This is a genomic window from Microcoleus sp. PH2017_08_TRC_O_A (genome assembly GCF_020738665.1).
Taxonomy (GTDB): Bacteria; Cyanobacteriota; Cyanobacteriia; order Cyanobacteriales; family Microcoleaceae; genus Microcoleus.
Genome location: NZ_JAEQCE010000029.1, coordinates 1 through 25,950, shown reverse-complemented (window position 1 = coordinate 25,950; position 25,950 = coordinate 1). Strand labels below are relative to the sequence as shown.

General features: G+C 44.8%; 17 protein-coding genes. 4 read left to right on the top strand and 13 right to left on the bottom strand.

What is annotated here, in order from left to right; all coding sequences use genetic code 11:
* Window positions 1–108: 108 nt before the first annotated feature.
* Window positions 109–2,478 (bottom strand): ribonuclease R family protein, encoded by a 2,370-nt coding sequence (locus JGK22_RS12110; RefSeq protein ID WP_293186356.1) that lies wholly within the window; start codon window positions 2,476–2,478, stop codon window positions 109–111.
* A gap of 188 nt (window positions 2,479–2,666) precedes the next feature.
* Between JGK22_RS12110 and JGK22_RS12105 the strand changes: the two genes are divergently transcribed.
* Entirely contained in the window at window positions 2,667–2,849 is a 183-nt protein-coding gene (locus tag JGK22_RS12105) for a hypothetical protein (protein ID WP_293190355.1), read from the top strand.
* A 510-nt stretch (window positions 2,850–3,359) separates the two neighbouring features.
* Window positions 3,360–4,379, top strand: a complete 1,020-nt coding sequence (locus tag JGK22_RS12100) for a hypothetical protein (protein WP_293186337.1) — start codon at window positions 3,360–3,362, stop codon at window positions 4,377–4,379.
* Between the two features lie 431 nt (window positions 4,380–4,810).
* Here JGK22_RS12100 and clpP read toward each other — a convergent pair whose 3' ends face one another.
* From clpP to JGK22_RS12085, 3 genes are read right to left on the bottom strand one after another with little or no spacing between them, the layout of a single operon-like run.
* A complete protein-coding gene (gene clpP / locus JGK22_RS12095; RefSeq protein ID WP_293149808.1) occupies window positions 4,811–5,443 on the bottom strand; it encodes an ATP-dependent Clp endopeptidase proteolytic subunit ClpP in 633 nt (210 codons plus the stop codon).
* Between the two features lie 36 nt (window positions 5,444–5,479).
* Window positions 5,480–5,620, bottom strand: a complete 141-nt coding sequence (locus tag JGK22_RS12090; RefSeq protein ID WP_293190351.1) for a hypothetical protein — start codon at window positions 5,618–5,620, stop codon at window positions 5,480–5,482.
* Between the two features lie 9 nt (window positions 5,621–5,629).
* Window positions 5,630–5,851: a DUF433 domain-containing protein gene (locus tag JGK22_RS12085; protein WP_293185633.1), complete on the bottom strand. Its 222-nt coding sequence runs from the start codon at window positions 5,849–5,851 to the stop codon at window positions 5,630–5,632.
* Between the two features lie 380 nt (window positions 5,852–6,231).
* Here JGK22_RS12085 and JGK22_RS12080 point away from each other — a divergent pair, with 380 nt between their 5' ends.
* Complete coding sequence (locus JGK22_RS12080) at window positions 6,232–6,813, top strand: GNAT family N-acetyltransferase (protein ID WP_293312945.1); 582 nt, start codon at window positions 6,232–6,234, stop codon at window positions 6,811–6,813.
* 7 nt (window positions 6,814–6,820) lie between these two features.
* On the opposite strand, the gene JGK22_RS12075 is transcribed toward JGK22_RS12080, so the two are convergent.
* From JGK22_RS12075 to JGK22_RS12050, 6 genes are all read right to left on the bottom strand, one after another.
* A complete protein-coding gene (locus tag JGK22_RS12075; protein ID WP_293185637.1) occupies window positions 6,821–7,033 on the bottom strand; it encodes a DUF2281 domain-containing protein in 213 nt (70 codons plus the stop codon).
* 52 nt (window positions 7,034–7,085) lie between these two features.
* On the bottom strand, window positions 7,086–7,421 hold the full coding sequence (locus JGK22_RS12070; protein ID WP_293185639.1) for a hypothetical protein: 336 nt from the start codon (window positions 7,419–7,421) through the stop codon (window positions 7,086–7,088).
* A 17-nt stretch (window positions 7,422–7,438) separates the two neighbouring features.
* Complete coding sequence (locus JGK22_RS12065; RefSeq protein WP_293312943.1) at window positions 7,439–7,813, bottom strand: hypothetical protein; 375 nt, start codon at window positions 7,811–7,813, stop codon at window positions 7,439–7,441.
* A 110-nt stretch (window positions 7,814–7,923) separates the two neighbouring features.
* A complete protein-coding gene (locus JGK22_RS12060; protein WP_293312941.1) occupies window positions 7,924–9,057 on the bottom strand; it encodes a DUF5009 domain-containing protein in 1,134 nt (377 codons plus the stop codon).
* Between the two features lie 142 nt (window positions 9,058–9,199).
* Window positions 9,200–10,612 carry an adenylate/guanylate cyclase domain-containing protein gene (locus JGK22_RS12055; protein WP_293185645.1) on the bottom strand — a complete coding sequence of 471 codons (1,413 nt, stop codon included), beginning with the start codon at window positions 10,610–10,612 and terminating at the stop codon, window positions 9,200–9,202.
* Between the two features lie 47 nt (window positions 10,613–10,659).
* Complete coding sequence (locus tag JGK22_RS12050; protein ID WP_293312939.1) at window positions 10,660–16,173, bottom strand: ATP-binding sensor histidine kinase; 5,514 nt, start codon at window positions 16,171–16,173, stop codon at window positions 10,660–10,662.
* 299 nt (window positions 16,174–16,472) lie between these two features.
* Here JGK22_RS12050 and JGK22_RS12045 point away from each other — a divergent pair, with 299 nt between their 5' ends.
* A complete protein-coding gene (locus tag JGK22_RS12045; protein WP_293211377.1) occupies window positions 16,473–17,354 on the top strand; it encodes a Cof-type HAD-IIB family hydrolase in 882 nt (293 codons plus the stop codon).
* Between the two features lie 253 nt (window positions 17,355–17,607).
* Here the strand turns inward: JGK22_RS12045 and JGK22_RS12040 are convergent, their stop codons facing one another.
* The 3 genes from JGK22_RS12040 to JGK22_RS12030 all read right to left on the bottom strand — a co-directional run bounded on the left by JGK22_RS12040 (window position 17,608) and on the right by JGK22_RS12030 (window position 25,495).
* Entirely contained in the window at window positions 17,608–18,498 is an 891-nt protein-coding gene (locus tag JGK22_RS12040; RefSeq protein WP_293211374.1) for an alpha/beta fold hydrolase, read from the bottom strand.
* Window positions 18,499–18,804: 306 nt separating this feature from the next.
* Window positions 18,805–20,829: an adenylate/guanylate cyclase domain-containing protein gene (locus tag JGK22_RS12035; protein ID WP_293198509.1), complete on the bottom strand. Its 2,025-nt coding sequence runs from the start codon at window positions 20,827–20,829 to the stop codon at window positions 18,805–18,807.
* Window positions 20,795–25,495, bottom strand: coding sequence for a PAS domain S-box protein (locus JGK22_RS12030; RefSeq protein WP_293312938.1), 4,701 nt, complete (start codon window positions 25,493–25,495; stop codon window positions 20,795–20,797). The genes JGK22_RS12035 and JGK22_RS12030 overlap by 35 nt, the downstream gene beginning before the upstream one ends.
* Between the last annotated feature and the right edge of the window lie 455 nt (window positions 25,496–25,950).

Below are 25,950 nucleotides of genomic sequence, written 5' to 3'. Positions count from 1 at the left end.
TGCTCCCAATTTATCAATACTTAGTTGCTAGACAATGACAACTAAGTATTGAGGAAAATCAACTGTCAACTGTCAACTGTCAACTGTCAACTGTCAACTGTCACCTGACTATTCCTCATCATCAAAAGCTTGGCTGCCACCACCAACTGCAACTAAGTCAATTTGTTGGCGGTAGTAGTCAACGCTCTTAACTTGAACTTCTACCCGATCGCCCAAACGGTACTGATTGCGGTTTTTGCGACCAACTAGAGTTTGCTGGCGCGATCGATATTCATACCAATCATCCTTCAGCGAAGAAACGTGCACCAACCCTTCAACTCGCAAAAGTTCACTTTCCGGCGGCCGCACCTCAATTTCCACAAAGAAACCGTAAGACTGCACCCCTGTAATCAAACCCTGGAAAGTTTGACCAGTGCGCTCTTTCATCAATCCCGTTTTCTTCAATCCCTGCAAATCGCTTTCGGCATCCTCAGCAACCCTTTCGCGTTCCGTCAGGTGTACCACCGCCGCTGCAAACTCTGTCTCAAACTCGTGATGCAAGTCTGGCGGCAGGACATTCCAAGTAATTTGACCGTGACAGGAGGAATGGTGCAGGTTGACTTTTTCTTTCGCACGAGTTGTGCGGCTGCTGCGGCCTTGCTCTAACACAGCGTGCAACACCCGCAGCACCAGCAAATCGGCGTAGCGGGAAAGCGGCGAAGTGCAGCGCGTGTAGCCATCTGACAGGGCCAAACCGAAGTGCGGCTTGGGAGTTGTGCTGTAAACAGCGGGCTTCATCGTGTCTTCGAGCAGGTAGGTGAGAACTCTTTCGGACTTGAGGCCGGCAAACTGTTGGGTAAATCGCTGGAAGTCAAAGGGCAGAACTTCTTCCTCGTTTTCGAGATACAGTTCGCCTCCGAGGTTGTTGGAGAGTTTGATGAACTCTTGAATGTCTGCCGGATCTGGCATCGGTTGGACGCGGTAGATTGCTGGGACTCCCAAGGCTTGCAGGTGAGTGGCGACAGCTTCGTTGGCAAGTACGACCAACTCCGAGACAGCCGACTGGGCGGCGGGAGCCGTTGCAAAAGCTCCTAATTCGCCTTCGTCGTCGAAGTGAGAGTTAGCATCTGGCAAATTTAGTTCAAAAGCTCCCCGCTTGAGCCTCGCCTGTCTGGCAGCCTTTGAGGCTGCGGAGATTTGAGCGAGGAAAGGACGGAGGGCGGAGGATAAAGCGGGATCTTCGGCATCGGAGCCTGGTTCGATAATTGCTTGAGCTTGCTCGTAGGTTAGCTGGTAGTCAATGTGAATGACGCTGGTTTGAATTTCGTATTCTAGGAGTTCTCCTGATTCGTCTAGGGTGAGCATGATGCTGAATGCCAGCCGTTCGGTGTCTAGCAGCAGGGAGCAGCGCTCGTTGAGGAGTTCTGGCACTACGGCGATGATTTTTTCTCCCAAATGGGCTGCTGTGCCTCGTTTGCGGGCTTCGCGATCTAGGGGAGTTTCGGGCTGTACGTACTCGGCGGCGTCGGTGACGTGGATTCCAACTTGCCAGCCGCCGGACTTCAGACTTTCGATCGACAATGCGTGTTCTATTGGCGGATCTGAGAGGAATGAGGTGGGGTCAAACTCGTTTTCGGTTGCGTCGTCTGAGAAACTTTCCTGCTGAGTTTTCGGGGCATCATTTTCGCCGTTGGTTTCTATCGGTTCATTTCTGCTGAAGGTAACAGTCAAGATGTTCCGCAAATCTAGCCGTTTTTTGATGTCGGTTTTTTTGACTTTGCTGGGCAAATTTTCGGCTGCTTTGATGACGGCTGCGGGGAAGGAGCGCGGCAAGTCGTGCTTGCAGCATACGATGTCGAGGTCGTCGGCGGCTTCGGCGTCGGAACCGAGTACCTGTACTACTTTCCCGACTGGGCGGTGGGTTCCCAGGGGATAGCGTTTGACTTCGACGTGTACTAAATGGTCGATCGCCTCTTGGAGATTTGTACCGTTGGCGAGCAAGTCTAGTTCAAACAACAGGCGATCGTCCAGGGGAATTGCTCTGTAGCTGACGCGGCCGGTGGGGGTGGCGGTTTGCTTGACTCGCGCCAGTACCGAGGGGTTAGCGCGTTCGAGGATCAGCATAACTTCGCCTTCGGGCGATCGGCGGCGGCTACCTTCTTTGATAATTTTCACTAAAACTCGATCGCCATTCCAAGCAGTCGAGAGGTGACTTTCCCGCACATAAACGTCTTCTGAACCTTCAGCATCTTGAATTGCAAAGCAAAATCCTTTGCTCGAACAGCGCAGTTTTGCTTCTACCACGTCATCTTCAGCTACTCGACGATAGCGGCCTTTGTCTTTGACTAATATGCCAATTTTCTCTAGAGCTTCTAATGCGATTTGAAGTTTGAGTTGACTGGTTTCATCATTGCAGTCGAGTTTTTTTTCTAGTGCTTTGGGAGCCACTAATTTGTCTTCTGTAAAATTTGCCAGCAGTGCAGCGATAGAAAATTCCATGTAGCGATCGATCCTCTTGTTTCCAGCAATTAGTCTAATTTTGGCGAAATCAGCCGCACCCTCTTTTGCCCTCGCTGTGCCTGCTTCCCAACAAATGCGCGGGTTAGTAGGTGGAGATACCAGCACAGTCGGTGCTACCCGTGCGCGGGGATTTTTTCAGATTATTTCCCCACACCAGCAGTCGCTAATTGTCTGCTGTCTGTCAGCAAATGACAGATGATGGTGCAGACAAATACCCCATACCCTATTCCCCAATACAATTTTTTAGCGTTGGTTCCTTTGCTTTTGGCTTGCAGCGCCGAGCTCTTCGCGAAGTAGAAAGCCCCTGTCGGTTCTTAAAAGATGACTCGATGCTGAAAGCGACGGGTTGAGTCCTGGATCGGGAGATGGAGAGATGCAGAGGGAGAAAATTTGCATTTGGGCCTCCTGCCTTTTTCCTTCTGCCTTTTTCCTGCTTTCTTCTGCTTTTTGAAGTGCCTCTTGCCTTGTGCTAAAGCCAAAGATTTTACCGTCTCAAGGCAAAATTGCTAGTAGCTCGCCGCTGCGATACCCCTGTTTTTGCAAGCGTTCTGCCCTTGCGGACGGAGGTGCAATTCAGGGTAGGGAGCAATCTGTGCTGTAGAAAGTGCAAGGTACACAAAACCGGAGACTTTTACTACTTTTGCCTAGTTGCTGTGTCATCTCCTATAGGTAGAAATGACGCCCGGTGCTTGTTAGCTTAAACCGCCGGATGTGGGATAGGGTTTAGTCGCGTGAAAGGTTGCGCGGATGATTCACCTTACATTTATTGTATGTTGAATATGTGCTTTCAGAAAAATGTTTTCTCTGGGTTGTACTAAACTTAAGTCATCAGCCCCTTCTGGTTTCGGGGTCAAAAAATTATGTTTGCTGAATTTCGCGCCCTTTATCCCGCTGGACAGTTGATCTGTGAGTTGCTGACTATTCATCACGGTAAGTTTGTGGTTCGCTGTCTGGTTCAGGTTGACGGCAAAACTCTCGCTACTGGTATGTCCGCTGCTGAGTCTGTTGAGGATGCTGAAGACCGCGCCCGATCGCGAGCGATTGCTGTCCTCGCATTTGCTGCTGCTCCGGCTCCGGTTGCTGCTGTTCCCGTTCCGGCTCCGGCTCCGGCTTCGGTTGCTGCTGTTCCCGTTCCGGCTCCGGTTGCTGTTGTTCCCGTTCCGGCTCCGGCTCCGGTTGTTCCCGTTCCCGTAGCCCCCCCTCCTGTTGTTCCCGTTCCCGTTCCCGTTGGGCCAGCCCTTGCTCCGCTTCCGGTTTTAGAAATGCCTGTTCCAGACAAAATTGACATACCACATCAAAGCAATTTTGTCAATAGGGAAACCAAATTAAATGCAGAGCCGACGATCGCACCTGTAGCGGAACCTTTGCCGCCAACAGTCGATTTACCTCCGGCGGTGGGATTTGTACCGAAGCAGTTAGACTCGGACGCTTGGCTGTCTTCCAGCTACGGCGAACCGCTTCCAGAATTGGAAGTGCCAAATACTAGCCAAAGCGAACTGTCGCAAGGTGCGGCCGAAGTCCGGGAATTGCAACCGATCGCGGTAGGAATTCCCAGCGATGCGATCGAAGATGATTCTGATACGATCGCCCAAATAGACGCAATTCTCAAACGGCTGCGATGGACAAAAAAACAGGAAACCGACTGTCTCGAACAAAATTATGGCAAGTCATCGCAGAGAGAACTTGCTAGCGAACAGTTGGCAGATTTCCTAGAATATCTAGAAATCTACAGCAGAACCACCGAAGAAATCAAGAGATTGGGATGGACAGCCAACCAAGGAAAAGATTATCTCAAACAAGGTTACGGCAAAGAAGCACGACATTTCTTAAATAGAGAAGAATTGTTCGACTTCCTGCAATATCTCGAATCTTTACCTTAACAATCAGGAAAATAGGTTTGTAGTGAGGACTTTAGTCCTTCTTTCTTGCAGGTTTGTAGTGAGGACTTCAGTCCTTCTTTATTGCGGACTTTAGTGAATCACTATAAACTGTTTTTATTAACAGTAATTGAGCGGTTCATAAAAAATAAAAATTAAAAACAGGGAAATATTCTCCATTTTTAATTTTTAATTTACCAGTTCTGGACGAATTAAGGCCAAAGGGGGGGCATCTCAGTTTGGCATTTATAGTGCTGTCCCCGCTCGCGAGTTGTAGAATACGCGAGCGGGGACAGCACTATAAAAAAAAATGCTTTTTGCAAAGCTGAGATGCTTCCGGCCAAAGAAACCGGGTTTTTTACTTAATCTGTGGATTACAACGAAGGATTTTCGCAAAAAACCCGGTTTCTGACTACCCGTGCGTCTAGGACTATTTACGCCACAGCAGCGATCGGGCGGCTAGCAGAAGGACGGCGATCGATCACTTGATCGACCAAACCATAGTCCTTTGCTTCTTCAGCCGACATAAAGAAATCGCGTTCGGTATCTTCTTCAATGCGGGAAAGCGGCTGACCGGTATGATCTGCCAAAAATTGATTCAGGCGCTGTTTGTGGTACAAAATCTCTTTCGCCTGAATTTCAATATCGGTAGCTTGTCCTTGAGCTCCGCCCAGAGGTTGGTGGATCATAATCCGGGAGTGAGGCAAACTCATCCGCTTGCCTTTAGCGCCCGCACTCAGCAGAAAAGCGCCCATGCTGGCGGCCAAACCAAGACAAATAGTGCAAATGTCGGGGCGGATGTGGTTCATCGTGTCAAAAATGCCCATACCTGCTGTTACCGATCCGCCGGGGGAGTTGATATAGAGGTAAATATCTTTCTCCGGGTCTTCGGCGTCTAAAAATAGCAATTGGGCTACGATCAGGTTGGCTAAGTCGGAGTCAACCTGTTGGCCCAAGAAGACGATGCGATCGCGCAGGAGTCGCGAGTAAATGTCAAAGGCGCGTTCGCCGCGACCGGATTGTTCTATAACTGTTGGGATCATTGAACGGGCCTGCCTATTACGTATCTTTTTTTTATTTTAACGATTTGGGCTCATTTATAGTTAGGGTGCGCTGGCGGGCGATCGGCAAATCGCTAAAATCGTTGAGTTTGGCAGGGTTGGGCTGTTAATTTGTGGAAAATGTGTCGGGCGGGCGATCGGATTTCCGATCGGGCGGGCGATCGATCTTGAGGAAGCGGACATCAATCAATGTTAAATGTTGTTGTGCGGCGATCGGATCGTGGCGAGAAGTACGATCGCTTGTTCGCGGCTGACACTAGGGAAATGGTCGAGAAACTCGTTGAGCGAATCACCAGCTTCGAGATAATCAAGCAAAGTCTTCATCGGGACGCGAGTGCCGATAAAGACAGGAGTTCCGCCTAAAATGTCGGGGTCGCTATGAACGATCGGTATAGGTAATCTGGGGTTCATCATCGCTTACGTATTTTGAATATAGCCTTTTTCAGAAAGATGAGGTATGCCAAGATATGTTGGAACCTTTACAGCGTAAAGCTTTTCAGGTCAAGACTTGTACCTCGTGAATGTGAGAAAGGCTATATATCGATTTTAGTCGATCGGTCCGCAGTCAAGTATTCGTAGGGTGTGTCGCGATCGAAAATCCCTAAGAAAAGAGCGACAATCTCGATCGCGACGCACCTTACACAATCGTTCAACAAACAACCCAAAAAATTGTTGTGTAACAAGACTTTTTATAAATGGTATTTAGTTAAGACGGATTGACCCTGGGCCTGATATTTTAAGAACAGATCCCAAATGGGTGCCTTAACAGAAAAGAGTCACAGTTGGATAGTTTCATGAGCGCTCAATTTAAACTACTGACAGATCGATTAATTTTGCGTCCGCTCATTAGCGCAGATGTATCCTCAATCCAGGCTGCTGCTAGTGTTCGTCAGATTGCTGACACCATGATTTCAATTCCTCATCCCTATCCCGATGGCGAAGCTGAGCGATACATTGCTCGACAAAAGGCTGAGTTTGAAGCGGGGCATTCTGTCACCTTTGTCATGGAGCAGAGATTTGAAAAGAAGTTTAACGGAATCATTGAAATTCGAGACATTGAACGAGAGCATTCTCAGGCTGAATTGAGTTTTTGGTTGGCCGTTGAAGCGTGGGGACAGGGATATATGAGCGAAGCCTTAAAACCAGTGCTGCGATTTGGATTTGAAGAATTAGAACTCAATCGACTCTACGCTTACCACATGATTAGAAATCCAAGTTCCGGGCAAGTTTTGCGAAAAAATGGGCTTGTGTACGAAGGGATGCTGCGCCAACGAGTACGAAAATGGGGGATGTTTGAGGACGTGGCATTGTGGGCAATTTTGCGAAACGATTGGTGTGTTCCAGGGGTACAACAACTAGATGGAGCAGTCCTTTGAGGGTTTTTTAGTCGATCGTTTCCTCAAGCGGCTCATCGAAATCATCTGCCATGATAATCATACCTTCCATCGTTCCTGCAACACGACGCTTTTTCGGTGGTTTTTCTTGAGGAGATTTTTGAGCGTACTTCTCAATCAAAAACTCGATGTAATGAAGCACCTCTGTCTGAAAAGACTCTGGTAGTTCTTCTAATTTTTCTAAAATCACTGGCTGTATCATTGTTTCTTCTCCTTAGCTGTCTTCAGTAAAAACATTTTGGTAAAATTGAGAGTTACTGGTAGCGTGACTTCTTGGATTTTATCACCTCAATTACATTGTCGTGTCTTTGCCCTTCAATAATATCCTTAAGATGAATCTGTCCATTGACGTACTGAACGTGGATGCGCCAGCCTGAGACTTTATCAATATCAGCGCGATAAACTGCCTGCTTCACACCTTTAACTTTATGCAGTCTCGTTTTGGGAAATTGTCTCGTTCTGTGACATTCCTGGTCTTCAAGTTCTGCTAAAGCTTCCAGAAAACTAATCTTTAGCTCATCATCTGGCAAAATTTTCATAGCTTCGTAAATAATGCCATATTCATCGCATAGAGTAAGATTTTGTGCCATAACCAAGCTGATGATATCTAGGCAGTTTCTCGATCGCCCTGAAGTAGGTCTTGATACAAAGACTCTGCTACATCGTTATATGCTCGATCGAGTTCGTCGTGTAGAACTGCTCGAAAAAGAGTAAAAATAGCTTGCCCAAAAATAGGGTCTTCGTCAACCGCCAAAACCACTCTTAGTTTTTGAGAAATTCGTAGCGTATAAAGCGAAGACTCGTAACCATTCAGGTCTGACGATAGCGGGAGACGACGCAGCTTGCGATACACATTTGATTTTTGAGTAGGAAAAAGGCTGGCACAATAATTAATTTTTTGAATTACTGCGGCTTTCTCATGTTCATTTAGCAGCGCAATATCTTTCTCAAATTCGCTTGTTGACTCAATTAGAATATCCACGTTAAAAACCGTAAAAAAATATACAACTATTATACTACAAACAGCTTTTGACTGTCAAGACTCGTTGTTCACAACTTATCAACGAACTCACTTGTTTAACAAGCCACAATTCAAATTTTAATCACCCAACCTCGACGGTACATTCCATACAAAATCAACCACCAACACAATACCGCCGTCACTGCAAAAGCCAGAGAACCATTCAACGGCCCAGCCCAAGGCACAAACCAGTTTTCATAAATCCAAGTGTAAGTTGTTGGAGCAGTTTTACCAATGCCGATATGAGTTTTTAACAAAAGTCTAGCGACAATACCAGAGGCCACAAACAAGAAAATTGCATTCAATCCCATGATTTCAAACGGCCATCCCCATTTCCACTTTCGCACTTCTATTGTTTCGTAGCAAGCTGCTAGCAAAAGCAAAGCCCAACCAGCGGTAAAAACTACATAGGAACTCGTCCACAATTGTTTGTTGATCGGAAATAAAAATCCCCACAAATGACCAATTACTAAGCAACACAATCCACTAATTACTAAATTTAAACTCGTCCGGGTTTTGATTGGCTGCACGCGCAGCCATTCCCCTGTAAAATAGCCAGACAAAACTGTGACAACTGCTGGTAACGTACTCAACATTCCTTCAGGATCGAAGGGGCCGCCTTTGTAGAGGTGTTGGCTACCCAGAATTAGCCGATCGACATATCCACCCACATATCCCTCTGGCGTCAGTGCGTATTCAGTGTACCCCCCTACAGCAAATACGAATAATACGCCCCAATAGCCTAAAAGCACCGCAACAGCGAGCAGTTTTTGATTGCGGGGGGAAAGGTTCAGAATCGCGATCGCACTAATTGCATACGCTAAACCGATGCGCTGCAATACTCCCATAATCCTGATTTTACCGAAATTTTCCACTGGGGCGCCGTTCAAAAGTACGTCAAGGGCGATCGAAGATGTATTTAGCAGCAATCCTAATACAAATAAAATCGCCGCCCGCCGCGCAATTCGCCAATAAATATTTGTTTCTATTTTTGTAGTAGTTTCAGTATATTTTGACAGCGAGAAGGACATCGCACAGCCAACGATGAACAGAAAAAAGGGAAATACCAAGTCTGTCGGGGTGCACCCGTGCCATTCTGCGTGATCTAGCGGCGGATACACCTGTTTCCAACTGCCGGGGTTGTTCACTAGAATCATTGAGGCGATCGCAATTCCGCGAAAAACATCAAGAGATTTTAATCGCATAAATTAAGTTATTTGTTCACTGTTCACTGTTCACTGTTCACTGTTCACTGTCTTAGCTGATGCCCATTTCCTAATTCTTTTCGGCCCAATTCCCCATGCCCCATGCCCCATGCCCCATGCCCCATGCCCCATGCCCCATGCCCTATATCTCTATCCCTTCCAGAGTCATAATCAGTGCATTCTTCATCAACATATCGCAGCGTTCTGCATAAAACAATGCAGCCTTATCATACTTGTTCACTTGCAAGACACGCATAAACATTTGCCTCGCTTGCGCGAATTGCTGCTGGTAGTGAAAAAAAATGCCCTGTTCAAAATCAGTTTGGGTTTTTCCTTTTAGTTCGATCATCATATCCGAATCGCCGTCATAAATCTCAAACACAGCCACCGGCGCTTGTTTTCCTTTTACTTGAACGCGATCGAGAAATCGGCACTTATAATGTTGGGGGTCGTCAATCCGGCACAAAGTCTGAACGCTAGCAACAATACCAACTCCATAAAGCTTTGTCAATCCTTCCACCCTAGAGGCTAAATTTACAGCATCAGAAATGACTGTACTTTCCATCCGTTCCGCCTCGCCAATAGTACCCAACATTAAAGTTCCAGTATGCAAGCCAATCCCTATAGAAATAGGTTTGTATCCACAATTTTGTCTGTGTTTGTTATAAATTTTAACTTGCTGCTGCATCTCTATTCCCGCTTGCACAGCATCTTCAGCACAGTTAGGAAACAAAGCCATAATCCCGTCGCCAATATATTTATCTATAAAACCGTTGTACTGGCGGATAACTGGGCCAACTCGGCTTAAGTAAGAGTTGAGAAATTCAAAATTTTCTCGGGGAGACATACTCTCTGACAAACTTGTAAATGAACGAATATCAGCAAACATAATCGTCATTTCTGCCTGTACAGAGTCTCCCAATCTGGCATCAACTATGCTTTCTCTTTGGAGGAATTTCAAAAATTCTTTGGGTACAAAGCGCGCTGACGCTGCTGCTATTTTTTCTAGTTCACTTTTGCTGGCTTCAATTTGAGTCAGGGCGCGAAATGCTCTGAGTGCTGTCACTACCGTGGTAAATAACTTTTTGTTTGTTAGTTCTGTTTTTGTTTTGTAATCATTAATATCGTAGCTGACAATTACTACATCTTCTGGCACTTGTCCCGGCTGTCCGGTACGCAAAATAATCCGTACTACTTGATTCTCTAAAATATCGCGGATGTACTTTACTACTTCCAAGCCTGCCTCTTCTGTTTCCATGACTACATCGAGTAAAATCAAGGCTATGTCTGGATGGGCTTCGATTATTTCTTTGGCTTCTTTACCTGAGTAAGCGCTGATAAATGCGATCGCTTTGTTTTCAAATATAAATTCATTTAAAGCGAGTTTTGTAATATTATGAATTTCTATTTCATCGTCTACAATCAATATTTTCCAACTGCCTGCGATCGGCTTGTCTTCCGTCTCGTCTTCGTCGGCAAATATTAATTCATCGTCGCCCGCCACTATTAATTCGTCATCGCCCGCAGCCAACACATTTTTACTAGCTTCTGACATTTATCGTTCTCCTAAATAGAATTATATTAAAACTGACAGTATAATAACTAATTTCTTCTTATAACAGGAAATTCTATCATAAATTTTGTGCCTTTTTGTACTTGACTTTCGCAGCGAATTCTGCCTTTTAGTTTTTGCGTGACAAGGTTGTAAATAATGTGCAGTCCCAATCCTGTGCCGCCCTGACCTCTTTTTGTCGTAAAGAATGGTTCAAAAATTTTACTGAGATTTTCTGGGGTAATTCCTTTGCCGTTATCGGCATATTCAAATATTAGCCGATCGCCCTCTAGTTTCAAATCAAACGCCAGAATCCCCCCATTTTCTCCATCGTAAGCGTGAATTAGGGAATTCAACACCAGATTTGTCACAATTTGAGAGAACACACCGGGGTAACTGTCCAGTACAATATTTTCATCGCACTTAATCTCTACTTTGTGCTTAGTTCTTCTGAGTTTGGCGCTTAAGGATGTCAAAATCTCCTCTAGATAGTTTTTCACGTTAAACGTGCGTTTTAATTCGCTCGACTGATCTACAGCCACTTCTTTAAAACTGTGAATCAAATCTGCCGCCCGCGTGAGGTTGGATAAGATCATATTACTGCTTTGCAGCGCCGTATCCAGGAATTTTTCTAGCTCCGATCGTTTAATTTGTCCCTTGCTGTAAAGATCCAAAAATTTGGTGACTTTTTCAGCCAGTAGCGAGGCGGCAGTGATACCTACGCCGATGGGAGTATTTATTTCGTGGGCGACACCTGCAACCAACCCTCCGAGAGCAGCCATTTTTTCCGCTTCTACCAGTTTATTTTGAGCCGATTTTAAGTCTTCTAAAGTTTGGGACAATTCGCAGGTACGCTGCTGAACTAAGTTTTCAAGATTCTGATTGAATTGCTGCAAGTTCATGTAAAGTTGGGCGTTTTCAATCGAGATAGAAATTTGAGAAGACAGCAGTTTTAATAGTTCCAACCTGTCTGGCGTAAAAGCGCCTGTAGTCAGATTGTTTTCTAAATATAAAATGCCACTGAGTTTGCCTTGATGGATTAAGGGAGTGCAAAGAATTGATTTAGGTTGAACCGCAATTATATAAGGTGCGCGAGTAAATTGTCCTTCGCGGGTGGCATCATTTAAAACTATACTTTCCTGGGTACGAGCGACGTAGTTGACAACAGAAACTGCCAGCAAAGTTACTTCTCGATCCTCACATACAAAATCTATCGGAATTGATTGCATTACATTAACCCGCTCGACATCCACAGAGCCTGATGCTTCAATCACCCATTGACCAGATTTTTCTAGTATTAAAAAGCCTTTTTGTCCCCCGGCATTTTCAATAACAATTTTCATCAGTTTTGCCAGCAGTTTGTCTAGAACTATTTCGCCCGCTAAGGTTTGCGATGCTTTTACTGCTGTTGTCAAGTCTAGTACGCCTGCACCGTCGCTCGTAGTGCAAGCGCTACTCGTAGATTTGTGAGTTTCGATATTAGTTGAAATCGAGGGTGAAGTCAGCAACTGCGAGTATTTTGATTCTAAATGCGCTACTTTCGCTTTAGCTCCCCAGCGCTGATAGCAATAACGCGCTTCTGTCAAGTAAGTTTTCGCAATTCTTTCTCGTCCAATCGATAAATAAAATGCTCCTGCCAATTCTGCTGCTAGTGCTTGTATCTGTATGTATCCGTTTGTTTGCGCTCCAGCAATTGCGGAGTCGTAATATTCCATTGCTCTCACAATATCTCCCAATATTCGAGCTTTTTCAGCAGCAATCAAGTCACATTTGTGCTGGAGGTTCATCGGCGCAGAAAGTGCTTTTTTTTGCATTTTTTTTAGGTTGGTGTTTGCGTAAAAAAGATGCTCTTCTTGTACCTCTTTTGTTGCCGATGGATATGCTGCGAGTCGGGCTAGAGAATCATAAAAATGGTATTCAGGAACATTAATAAACCCCACAACTCCGTCTAAATAAACTTCGGCTTGCGCTGCATTTTCTAGCGCCAGCTCGACATTGCCAAATAAATAGGCTAATATTAATTTCTGTAAGTAAAAAGTTTGAAGTCCCACTCGATCGTTAACTTTCAACAGCAGCGGCAATAATGTTTTTTCGCTGTAAGCTTCACGTAATAAAATGTCGGGGCTTTCCATTTTCCCCATCAATTGCAAAACTGTTTGCCAATATATTTGATTCCAAGTCAATACCGTTTCTTGCTTTAGTTGAAATAGCAAATGGTTGTAATTTACCATTTTTCGTTCCAGTTGCGGCAATTCTTGACCAATAAAATACAAGGACTGACAAATATTTACGGCAGAATATCCAACCGATTCTAAATCACCATTTTCGAGCGCGCTTTGATAGGCTTCTTCTAACAGAGGTAAAGTATCTTTAACGTGATGTTTGCCGTGCATCAAAATGAAGGCAACTAAATTAAGAGTCTTGCTTTTGAATTCTAAAGCATTTAGCCGAGCGATCAAATTTAATGCTAATTGACCAAATCGCTCGCCCGATTCAATGTCTCTAACTATTCCTTTTAAAATTGCTCCGTAATTAGCATAACCGAAGGCAGAAAAAGCAGAGTTTCCGTAGTTTATAGATAAATTAACTTGCTCGCAGACAATCAACGGCAACAGTATGGGTTCAACAATCGAGGTAGCCGACAACATACTGGAAAGGACGCGCATAGTTGCTAATTTACGCGGCTCGGTCATCATAGGCAAGTCAATTAAATCTTCTATCTTTTTTCCTGTTAAATAAGCTGAGGTTTTGGTAAGTGCTTGCTGAATGTGGAGGGGAGTTGGCGATTTTGGAAAGTTTATTCCTAACATTGTGAGTGATTCCCGACCAATTGTTACCGCTTCTTGCAGTTTGGTTTGCATCGCACAAGCTGTGATTCGGATTTCAAAAACTTTGATTTTGTCTAGTTCATTTTTGGCGTATTGCAAGACAATTTTTGCCCATTTTTCCATTTGTTCAAAATCGGTATTGAGGTAAGCTGCTTCTGCTGCTGACTCGTAGAGTGCAAGAGTCAAGTCGTAGTCGGTTTGCCAACTTTGCATGGGAAGCAATGCAATACCTGCGGCCAAATATTTGACAGCGAGTTCATAAGCTGCACTGGCTTTTGCTTTGCGGCCCGCCATTAAATTTAATTTACATAAATGAAGTTTTTCTAATTCACTGCTGATGATTGGTTGGGCTGCATTTAGTTGGTTGACTAAATCGAAAATATGGTTTTCTAATTGCTCTGGATGCGCGTTTTGCAGCAAGAATCTGCCGATTTTGAGATGAATTTCTTGTTTCTGAGATTCGGATATTAAAGCGTAAGCTGCTTGCTGAACTCGCTCGTGCAAAAATTTATAAGTTGCGCTACCAGCATCAGCAACTGGTAGGGACAATTCATCTGTAACGTCTCTAGATATTTGGTCTGTTAACCCTGTGCTTGCTGCTAGTGCGATCGGAATTTTGTAAGCGTTATTCACGGGCAAAATCAGACCGGACTGAACTGCTTCCCAGAGGTGTGTTGCTGCGGAAGTCAGAGGTTGTTCGCTGATTTGGGAGAGAATTGCTAAATCAAATTTGTTGCCTATACAAGCGGCTAATGTTAGCAGTTCCTGCGTATTACCTGAAAGTTTCTGAATGTTGTCTATCATTAATTCCACAACATTGTCAGTTATTCCTATTTCTTGTATTTGCTCAATGTCCCACTGCCACTCGCCTGTGATTTTGCATTTTTTCACAGCTTGTTCTGGGATTTGTTCGGCAAAGTCAGACAAGTGAGGTTCGGCTCGATCGACCGAATTTTCAGAGGCTACAAATTTAAATTGTAGCATTTTTTGGGAGTAAAGAGACTTCAGCAATTGGGCTATAAAAAATGGATTTCCTCCGGTTTTGTGAAACAGTAATTGTCCCAAAGGTAGCGATTTTTCTGGGGCGCAGCTCAGAGTATCCGCGACGAGTTGATTGACGCTGTTAATATCTAAAGGCAAAAGGGCGATCGTACTTACATTCCCGCCTGCTTTCCTAATTGTTTCTGCGGCTAGCATTACGGGATGATTTGCATCTACTTCTGATTCTCTATAGGCTCCGATTATTAATAAGTATTGGCTGGGCATGTCAGTTGCTAGCAGTTGGATTAACTTGAGCGAGGCTGAATCAATCCACTGCAAGTCATCGAGAAAAATTACCAGCGGGTGTGCTTTTTGAGTAAAGATGCGGATGAATTTTTGAAATACTAAATTAAAGCGATTTTGAGATTCATTCGATCCTAAATCTGGCACAGAAGGCTGCGACCCGACAATCAGTTCTACTTCGGGAATAACTTCAATAATTACTTGGCAGTTGCTACCGAGAGCATTTAAAATTTTTTGTTTCCAAACTAGCACTTTGGCGGCTGTTTCTGTGAGAATTTGCTGCAACAAGTCTTGAAAAGCTTGGAGCAAAAAAGCGTAGGGAATATCGCGCTTGAATTTCTCAAATTTGCTGTCAATAAAATACCCATTTTCCCGGAGTATGGGTTGGTAAATTTCATAGACAAGCGACGATTTGCCAAGGCCGGCACAACCGGAAATAAGTAGGATTTCTGTATAGCCTCGCTTCATGCGATCGAACGTATTGAGAAGTAGATTAACTTCGGCTTCTCGTCCGTAAAGTTTTTGGGAAATTTGCAGGTGAGTTGACCGATCTTGCTCGCCGAGGGTGATGTGAGAAATTGTGCCGCTTGTTTGCAGTTGAGCGAGACAATTTTCCAAGTCATACAAAAGTCCGAAAGCACTTTTATATCTGTCTTCGGCTGTTTTTGCTAATAGCTTCATTACGATATCGTTAATGGCTAGAGGAATCTCGTCGCTTTCTGTTTGATTGATGCTGCTTTTGACTTTCTGCTTTCTATTTTCGCCAGGAGAAATGGGCGTTTTAGCAATATGGCAGTGCACTAATTCCATTGGATCGGTGGCACTAAAAGGCAATTCGCCGCAGAGTATTTCATAAAATGTGACACCTAATGAATAAAAATCGGTGCGGTAGTCGATCGCCCGATTCATGCGTCCCGTTTGTTCGGGAGACAGATAGGCGAGGGTTCCTTCGAGTAAATGGGGGTGGGCCAGGGTGGGGTTTTCGCCTGGTAGCAGGGAGGCGATCGCAAAATCAGTAATTTTGACATCCCCAGTCTGGATATTGACAATAATATTGCTGGGTTTAATATCTTTGTGAATGATGTGATTTTCGTGGAGTTGTCCGAGAGTTTCTGCTAGTTTTATGCCTATTTGGAGAAATTGTTGTAACTCTAGCTGGTTGGTGCTGAGAAAATCTTTTAGGGAAATGCCACCAAAATCTTCTAAAATTAAAACAGGAAAGTGATTGTATTTTTCAAGCTTGTAAAGTTTGACTATTCCTGGTAAATTTAAATTTTTAAGGATTTCTGCTTCGTGCAGGAGTTGGGCTATTCGCCCTGGGGTAGGGTAGGTCGGTGTGAGAGTTTTCAGGATAACTGGTTTTTGTTCTTCAAGCTGCATCCCTCGATAAATAACTGTGTGGGGGTTTGTATAAAGTTCTCCGTCAATGCGGTATCCTGGAATAGTAATCATGCTGTTTGGGAGTGATTTAAAAATTGAAGTTTTATATAAATTTCGGCTGGGCTGGAATGATAGAGAGGAGACGGCTTGGCCTTAGTCCCTACACCAGATTAATCGTAGGAAAACGGCACTGCCGTGTCCTGATTTCTACACCAGATTAATCGTAGGGAAACGGCACTGCCGTGTCCTGACTTCAGGTAATACTTATCTATATTGTAGTATTCAAAAAATCAAAAATTGTATTTTGCGATCGCGCCAGTGCCAAAATAAACTGGTGCGTGCAAATCAACAGGTAAAATCTCAAAACAATCATGCAGAATATAACTGCCTCAAATCCAGCTACTGCGACCGATCGCGCTTTGGGCACCGCAGACATTAAACTACTGGTAGTGGATATCGACGGGACGATCGCAGGTTTGTCAAATCAGATCCGAGAACCTGTCAAGCAGGCCATTTCGGCAGCCCAGTCGCGGGGAGTGAAAGTAGCTGTCGCTACGGGCAGGATGTACCAGTCTGCTTTGCGTTTCCACTCGCATATCGGCTCAACTCTGCCGCTGATTTGCTACCAGGGCGCGTGGATTCAAGATGTCGCGAGTCAAAAGCGGCTGCGCCACTTACCGCTGTCGATACCAAGGGCTTTGCAATTGTTAGAGCATTTTGAAGTACCGGAATTGCGATCGCTCCTGTCGATCCATTTCTACATTGACGATAAACTGTATGTACCGGAAATTACCACAGCTACCCGACTTTATGCCGAACGATCGGGTATTGAACCAAATGTAATTAAAGATTTGCGGCGAGATATTCCGGGGGAACCGACGAAAGTCTTGGCTTTGTGCCAGAATCCGGAGGTACTCGACGGCTTGCTCATTAGTATGCGCGAGCGTTACACGCCTGCGGAGCTTTATTTAACTCGATCCGTTGCTACTTTTTTTGAAGCGACGCATCCTTTGGCGAATAAGGGAGATGCGGTGAAGTATTTGGCGGAGGAAATTTTGGGTTTGCAGGCGGCGAATGTGATGGCGATCGGCGACAATTTTAACGATCTAGAAATGATTTCCTACGCGGGTGTGGGCGTGGCGATGGGGAATGCTCCTGATGGGGTGAAGGCTGTTGCTAATTGGGTGGCGCCGGATGTGGAGGAAGATGGGGTGGCGTTGGCGATCGAACAATTTGTTTTGGGCGATCGCTGATATTTGTAGCAATAATAATTTTAAAAATGTCTTTCAACAGAAAAAGCACCGACGACTGGCCGTGTTTCGTCTCGGTGCTTCTTCTGGTTCGCTCCTCACACGTCCATTAATATAGCTAACTCAGTACATTGTGTCAATACTTTTAACAAAAGTTTTTTTTTGAGTCTGCTGCGGGTGCGTGCGATCGAGGCAGAACCTTTGTAATGCAAGGGTTTAGCCGATCGCCCTGCACATCCATCCAAGCCGAAAAAATTTACTTGAATTCAACCAGCCAGTCCAAAATCAGAGTATTCACCTCATTTGGTCGTTCGTCGTGGGGACAGTGGCCTGTGTTGGGAATTGAGACAAATTTGACGGGTTTACCGTTGGTGGCCAATTCTTGGTAAATCTGGCTACCGGCGATCGGCGTCCAGGGGTCATCTGCGCCCCAAAGTACCAATAACGGACGATCGACCTTTGGCAGCAATTCCGACGGTTGAGGGCCTGCTGGGGCCGTGAGAATCGAGGCAAATACTTGTTGAGCTCCGGGCTCGCAGGAGGGCGCGTGGAGGAGTTCTACGAGTTCGTCGGTAATGGCTTCCCGATTGCCGTAGACTTGGCGCAGGGTGTTGCGGATGCGGTGTTTTTGCCGGATGTTGTTGAAGACAAAGGGGCCGATGATGGGCGATCGAACTAATTTAGCAAAAGTCCCCATGATTAATCCCAGGGGAAAACTCAGTTCTTCGGGTCGGTGGTTGAGTCCGCCGGCACAGTTGATTAAGACACCGCCGGCGGAGATTTCTGGATGGTTGGCGACTACCATCAAACTTAGCAATGCGCCGATCGAATTTCCGACAAATACCGCCGGTTCCTGTACCAAATCTGCCCAGAAATCGGTGAGTAATTCTTCCCACAATTCCAGGGTGTAATCGAGGGCCGGTTTCGCGGAAGCCCCGAATCCCAACAAGTCCAGGGCAAATACGCGGTAGCCGCCGGCAGCGAGTGCGGGGATATTTTGCCGCCAATGCCCGATCGAAGCCCCAAATCCATGAATCAAAATCAGAGGGCGGCCCGTGCCTTGGACGGTATATTGGATTTTGTGACCTTTCCAAGTCCAAATTAATTTTTCAAAGCTGGTTGCAGATACTAATTGTTGTGCAGTCACGGCTATTATGTAAAGTTTCGTTAACTACTTTCATCATAGCAGAAGGAAGAAGTCAGTAGTCAGTAGTCAGTAGTCATGAATTATTAATGATTAATGATTAATGATTGGTGATTGGTGATTGGTGATTGGTGATTGGTGATTGGTGATTGGTGATTGGTGATTTGTGATTGGTGATTGGTGATTGGTTATTGGTTATTTGTTGTCAGTTGCAATACCCAATGCCCAATGCCCAATGCCCAATGCCCAATGCCCAATGCCCCATGCCCCATGACCCATGCCCGATGCCCCATGCCCCATTCCCAATTTTTACTTTTTTTGCAACAACCAATAAGTCATCATCTCCCCCTTACCTTTTACCGGAATCATGCCTCGCCTCTCAAACAAATACTTATCTTTCAAAAGCTCATAAGTGACATCAGTAACTTGAATGCTGCCGGAAAATCCCGTAACTTCCATCCTCGCCGCCACATTCACCGTATCTCCCCACAAATCATAGGTAAACTTGCTCACACCAATCACTCCCGCTACCACCGGCCCGGAATTGATACCGATGCGAATTGCCAGTTTTTCTCCTGTCTCGGCCGACAACTTAGCTATTTTTGCCTGCATTCCCAAGGCCATTTGGGCGATCGCCTCAGCATGATCGTCTCTCGGCGTCGGCAATCCCCCAACTACCATATAAGCATCACCAATCGTCTTAATTTTTTCCACACCGTACTTTTCAGCTAACTGGTCGAAGTGCGAAAAAATCACGTTCAATCGCTTTACCAACTCCGTCGGAGACATTCTCGCCGACAGTTCAGTAAATCCAACAATATCAGCAAATAAAACACTGACTTCTGCAAAACTATCAGCAATTGTAGTTTGCTCCGCTTTCAAACGTTCAGCTATTGGTTTCGGTAAAATATTTAACAGCAACTTCTCGCTTTGTTCCTGTTGAACTTTGAGCGCTTCTTGAGCTAATTTACGCTCTGTAATATCAGAAACAGTACCTTCATAATACATCAGCTCACCTTTTTCATCTCTAACAGCTCGGGCATTTTCTGATACCCAAATCCGGTGGCCGTCTTTGTGATAGACCATAGATTCAAAGCCCAACACAGCATTTTGTGCATCCATAGCCGCCTCGAATTGCTGGCGGCGTTCCGGCTCAATGTACACTTGAGAAGTATTTTTAATACATAACATCAGTTCTGCTGGCGAGTTATAACCATACAATTTTGCTAAAGCTGGATTAGCGCTAATAAACCCTCCTGAAGGCGTGCTTTGAAAAATGCCTTCCATCGCATTTTCGACAATGCTGTGATATCTTTCTTCAGCAATTCGCAGTAATTCTTCGGCTTTTTTGCGCTGAATCAAAGAACCTAATTGACTGCCTACAGCATCAAAAACATCTATAAATCGCGCGTCTTTCCTACCTGGCAAAATTTTAAAGAAAACCAGCACTGCCAAGAGTTCATCGCCTACCACAATCGGCACACCAAAAGCTGCTTTAAATCCGGTTGCTTGTGCTATTGCACTTCGAGTAAAAGGCGGGTAGCCCTGGGTAATATCTTCTACCCACTCCGGTTGCTTGGATACCCAAACTCGTCCCGGCAGCCCAATATTCCTGGCAAATGTCAGTTTTTTGCTTTCCCTGCGGAACCAGTCCATGCTGGCGTTGCCCGCATACCAACCCCTGGCAGATTCCAGGAAAGTTCTTTCTGCATTGGGAATCCAAGCTTCTCCTAAATCCCATCCGATTGTTTCGCCAACTTGGTGCAGAATTACTTCTAAAGCTGAGTCAAAGTTTACAGCTTCGCCGATCGCCCGCGTAATTTCCAGCAAAAACCGGATTGATTCTTGAGCCCGCTGCCGTTCCGCGATTTCCTCCTGCAATCTCGAATTGCGATCGTGCAATTCCCTGGCTTGCTGTTGCAGTTTCGATTGCAGCGATCGCAGCGAAAGTTGGTTTTCGACGCGGGCCAAAACTTCTTCTACTTGAAAAGGCTTAGTAATATAATCTACTCCTCCTACTTGAAAAGCTTTAACTTTTTCCAGCACGTCATCTAGCGCACTAATAAAAATCACCGGAATATCTTTAGTATTTTCAATTATTTTTAACTGCTGACAAACTTCATAGCCGTTCATTTTCGGCATATTAATATCTAGTAAAATTAGATCCGGAGGAGACATTTGTGCCGCTTGCAGAGCCAGTTGTCCGTTAATCGCCTTCCTGACTTGATACCCGTGGGATCCGAGCATAGTGGATAAAAGTCGCAAATTGTCCGGCATATCGTCAACGATCAGAATGTCTCTAGGAGTCGCTGGTAGTGGCTGGTCGTTCATCATAATATAATTGAGTTAAATCAATAATGATATCTATCCGAAAATTCTCGACCAAATCTTTTAAAGCGTTAGCGAGATTTGCTTCAGTTTCGGGAATTTGCTCGATCAGTTGGAGAATGCGATTGTCGTCAACGCAAAGTGCTGCTTGGTACAAATCGACTACCCAGTCTCTGGGCATTACACTCAAATCCTCCGCGGTCAAACTTTTCAGCAGTTGCGGTGCCGAACCAGAAGTAGATGAGTTTTCTTCCTCATAAATATACCGCAGGTTCAGGTGATGAGCTATCTTTTCAAATAGTACCTCTTCCCGAAACGGTTTACAAATGAAATCATCACAACCAGCAGACAAAATTATGTGTCGCTGCTCGTCAAAAGCACTAGCAGTCAGGGCAATAATTATGGTTTCTTTTCCTTCTGGAGTTTGTTTGATCAGTTTGGTTGCTGCGTACCCGTCCATCACTGGCATCAGCATATCCATTAAGATCAGGTGCGGCTTCCAAGTTGACTGTAAAGCAATTCCTTCTTGACCGTTAGTTGCTTCCTCGACTTCAAATCCCAGCGGTGCGAGCAACTTAAGCAGCAGTTGGCGATTTTCGGCTACATCTTCAACTATTAATATCCGATAAATTTGCTGTCCGGCTTCTAAAGCAATAACTTGTTTTGCCGTCGTTTTTTCTTGTTCGTCGCTTTCTGTTACTAACTTAACCTGGATATTAAACGTGAAAGTTGTGCCTTGACCGAGTTGACTTTCCACAGAAATATCACCTCCCATAATCCTGACAAACTGTTGGCTGATCGGCAATCCTAGCCCGGTTCCCTGCATGGATCTTCGACCTGTTTCGGTTTGTACGAAGGGCTTGAATAATGTGGGAAGTTCCAAGGGGGAAATGCCGGGGCCGGTGTCGGAAATTTCAAACAGCAATTGAGATTGATTTTCTTCAGTCACGTTGGTTTCTGCTTGGCTGCTAACGCGCAGAGTAACAATTCCGTGTTGAGTAAATTTAATTGCATTGCCGAGCAAGTTAATTAAAACTTGCCGCAATTTAGATTCGTCTGTTTGAATGTACTGCGGCAAATCGCCGATATTTTCAAAGATTAGATGCAAGCCTTTGGAGTTGGCTTTTAGTTGCAGCATTTCTCTGAGGCTGTCGAGAATGTTGTAGAGGTTGAAGCGGCTTTCATTAATGGTAATTTGACCTGCTTCTATTTTGGACATTGACAAAACATCATTGATGAGTTCTAGCAAATGTTCGCCGCTGCGGTTGATAATTTCTATGTATTCTTTTTGTTCTGGTGTGATAGAAATGTTGCGAGCCATGACTTGGGAAAAACCGAGAATGGCATTGAGAGGCGTCCGCAATTCGTGACTCATGGAAGCGAGAAATTGGCTTTTGGCGCGGTTGGCAACTTCCGCGTTTTCTTTGGATTTAATCAGTTCCATTGACTGCCTTTGAGTGCGAGCGAGCAATTCGGCTTGCTGCAATGCTACTCCTAGCTGGGTGCCTACATGAACTGCAACGTTGATTTCAGCTTCGCTCCACTGACGGGGAGCTGAATTTTGATAGGATGCTAGCAATCCCCAGAGCTTGTCACCGCAGAAAATTCGGACGGTAATATAGGATTTGGCTTGAAATCTTTCTAGCAATTCGATGTAACAAGGGCTGAAGCCTTGCTTGTAAATATCTTGGACGCAAAGGTAAGTTTTACCTCTGCTGTAGGCTCCACCTGCGGTTTCTTGCAAATAAGTATCGCAGATTTCTTGTGAGGTGCTATCGAATTTTTGGACGAGGCAATTTTCGCTTTCTAAGGCGCCTTCTGTGAAGTTGGGGTCTATTTGCTGTGCTTGGATGAAAGAAATCCACTTGCTGTCAACGGATTCGGCTACAAATTCGCCGCTCCAGTCAGGATTGAAACGGTAAAGCCCGACTCGATCGCATTTCATGGTTTGGCGCAATTCTCGGGTTGTCGCGTGAAAAATTTCTCGGAGATCTAAAGTCTGCCGCATTCTTTCAATGATGCGGGCGATCGCTCTTTGGCGCAAAGCACTTTCTTGCAATTCGGTTTCTGCTTGCTTGCGTTCGGTAATATCTACAGCCATTGAAGCCGTACCGATTGCTTTGCCATTCTCGTCAATTAGCTCAGTATTGTACCACTCGCAGATGATAATTCTGCCGTCTTTGGTCAGATTTTCGGAAGTGGCGCTGGATTTGGCACTCAAGCCACGATCGAAAATCTCAGATGCTTGTTGGCGGTAGCTTTCAGGTACAATCAAATCGGTGGCGACTCTCCCTTTGGCTTCTTGCTCGCTGTAGCCAAAAATAGCTTCTGCTGCGGGATTCCAAGTGATAATTTCTAAACTCAGGTTTAACTCGATCACTGCGATCGGCGTTTGCTGCAATAAAAATGAGATTCTTTGCTGCGATGCTAGCAGTTTTTCTTCGGCTAATTTGCGATCCGTGATATCATTAGACGTGCCGAGAATTTGTTTCGGTTTACCATCAGCTTGTCTCAGAAATACTGTATCCCAACTGTGCATCCACCGCCATTCGCCGTTTTTGTGCCTCATCCGGTATTGAAATTCGATGATGTCACCACCTTGAGATCGATCGAACTTTTGAATATGTTGAAAAAAAGCCGATAAATCCTCGGGGTGCACCAGAGTTTGGAGCATGGCTTTACCCATATCTTGTATTTCTTCTGCCCCGTAGCCGAGGATCGTCGCAATTTGGCGGTTGGTGTAGACATTCCGCTGCTCAATTAAATCGTAAACGTACAATAGGTTGGGATTGGAATCGGCGATCGCCTGAATGAAGTGCTGGCTTTCTCGGAGTGCAGATTCTGCTTGTTTGCGATCGGTAATATCTCGCGCTACCATAATTACTGATTCTGCTGACAGCGGAGAAACTTTAGCATCTAGCCAAACTTCGCGATCTCCGACTGTATAGCTATATTCAACATTGATGCTTTGCTTCGTTTTGAGAACTTGTTGGATGGTATTTAATACCAAATCTGCTACAGATTGTGGCAAGACTTGATGGGCGGTTCTGTTAATCATTTCGCTGGCAGGTTTGGCAAAATTCGTCGCTGATGTCGGTGCGATTTTGATGCAGCGCCCTTCTGCATTTCTCACTAAAACTATGTCAGTCATGGCAGCAAAAATAGTCCGCAATTCTGCTTCTGACTCTTGCAGAGCTTGCTCGGCGAGGATGCGGGTGCGAATTTCTGCTTGCAACTGTTTATTTTGCCGATCGAGCTGCCCAATTCGCTTTTTCTCTCGATCGATCAGTTGAACTTGAGCCAGCGCTATCCCTAGTTGAGCCGCCACCGCTTCTAACAAGTCGATTTCATCTTTCGTCCATTCCCGGTAGCGATCGCACTGGTGCAAGCAGATAGCGCCATTTGCCCTGCCTTGGTAGGAAGTGCGAATTGCCAGCATCGATTTTAACCCAATCTCGCGGCAAATCGGTCTCACAGCCTGCAAAAGAGGGTCTGAGTAAACATTGTGGGAGGCGATCGGCCGATCTTGTATCATCATTTGTACGATGTGAGGATTTCCCCAAATAGGAATGGGTACGTTCCAAATAGATTCCCACTCGGGTTCGAGATACTCCGCCGCCAGAGGAATATCGACTTGGGGAGTAGTAATGTAAGTATGAATCAAGCAGCGATTGACGTAGAATGTCTGACCGATTTGAGTTGCGGCTGTTTGAAAAATTTGTTCTGGATGCAAGCTCGATCGAATTTCTTGAGTTATTTTGGCAATCAGCAACTCTCGCTGAACTTTCCGTTCTAAAGCAGATTTAGCTGCGGCAGTTTCTATTTCTGCTTGCTTGCGATCGCTGATATCAAAAAGCACGCCATACCAAACTATATCGCCATTGTCGCGCATTTCTGGTCGAGAATTAGATTGCAGCCATTTGAGTTTTCCCGACGGCGTAACAATCCGCCATTCAAAGGCAAAAGGTTCTAAAGTTCGAGCGCTTTCTGCAATCGTTTCCATCACATATTCTCGGTCATCTGGATGATTTCGATCCCATACCAAGCCAGCATCTTTTAAAATCTTTTCGCTCTCTAATTCGTAAATTTCCCGACAAGCATAACTGATATATTCAAACTTATAACTTCCCTGTGGATTTTGCACTAATTGGTAAATAACGCCCGGTATATTAACCGCCAATTTCTGCAACCGCGCTTTGCTTTCCCGGAGTGCTTGTTCTGTCTGCTTCCGAAATTCTACCTCTCGTTGCAGTTGGACATTCTGCTGTTTTAATTGTTTCGATAGCTGCTGGATAGTCAATTGACTTTCGATCCGCGCTAAAACTTCTTCCACTTGAAAAGGCTTAGAAATGTAGTCAACACCGCCAATTTCAAAAGCTTTTACCTTATGAAAAGTTTCATTAAAAACGCTCAGAAAAATTACCGGAATTTCCCGAGTCTTTTCGTTGGCCTTCAGTTTTTCGCATACTTCGTAGCCGTTCATTCGGGGCATGGCAATATCTAGCAAAATCAGGTCTGGTAGAACGGTAAATTTAGCATTTACAACCATTCCTCCAGAAATAGCCCGCTGAACTTTATACCCTTCTTTCGTTAAGATATTTGATATAAACCGAAGGTTGTTAGGCTGGTCATCAATAACTAAAATGTGAATGCTTTCTTTGTCAATTACCATTTTTTTCTAGAGCCATTTTTCCTGTCTATTGTTAGCAGGTCAATTATTTAATGAAGCGAGAAATTAATTTCCTGAAAATCAAATGATTCATCAAGCCTTTTCAAACTAAGCATACAGAGATTTTTTTAGATAAGTCCATTGACTGACGTGCCTTTTCCTAGTTTTTTTTGATCCCGATATTAGATTGCCAACTCCTATTAACCGAATTGTTGCCATATTTTATCGTAAAAACAAATCCAATTATTCCCTGAAAATATTAAGTTTTGCCAAAAAAATCATTGATTAGGCACTCCAGATTTTTAAACCTGAGTTTTTTAACTCTGTTCTAGGGCTGCGATCCGTCTTTTCGTACATCTAACCGCTCGTAAAAACATGGACAAAGCTACCCAAAAGTAGTCAATGTTAGACATCTACGTTAGTAATTTTAGTCCACAGTCCTAAAACTACAGGAATAA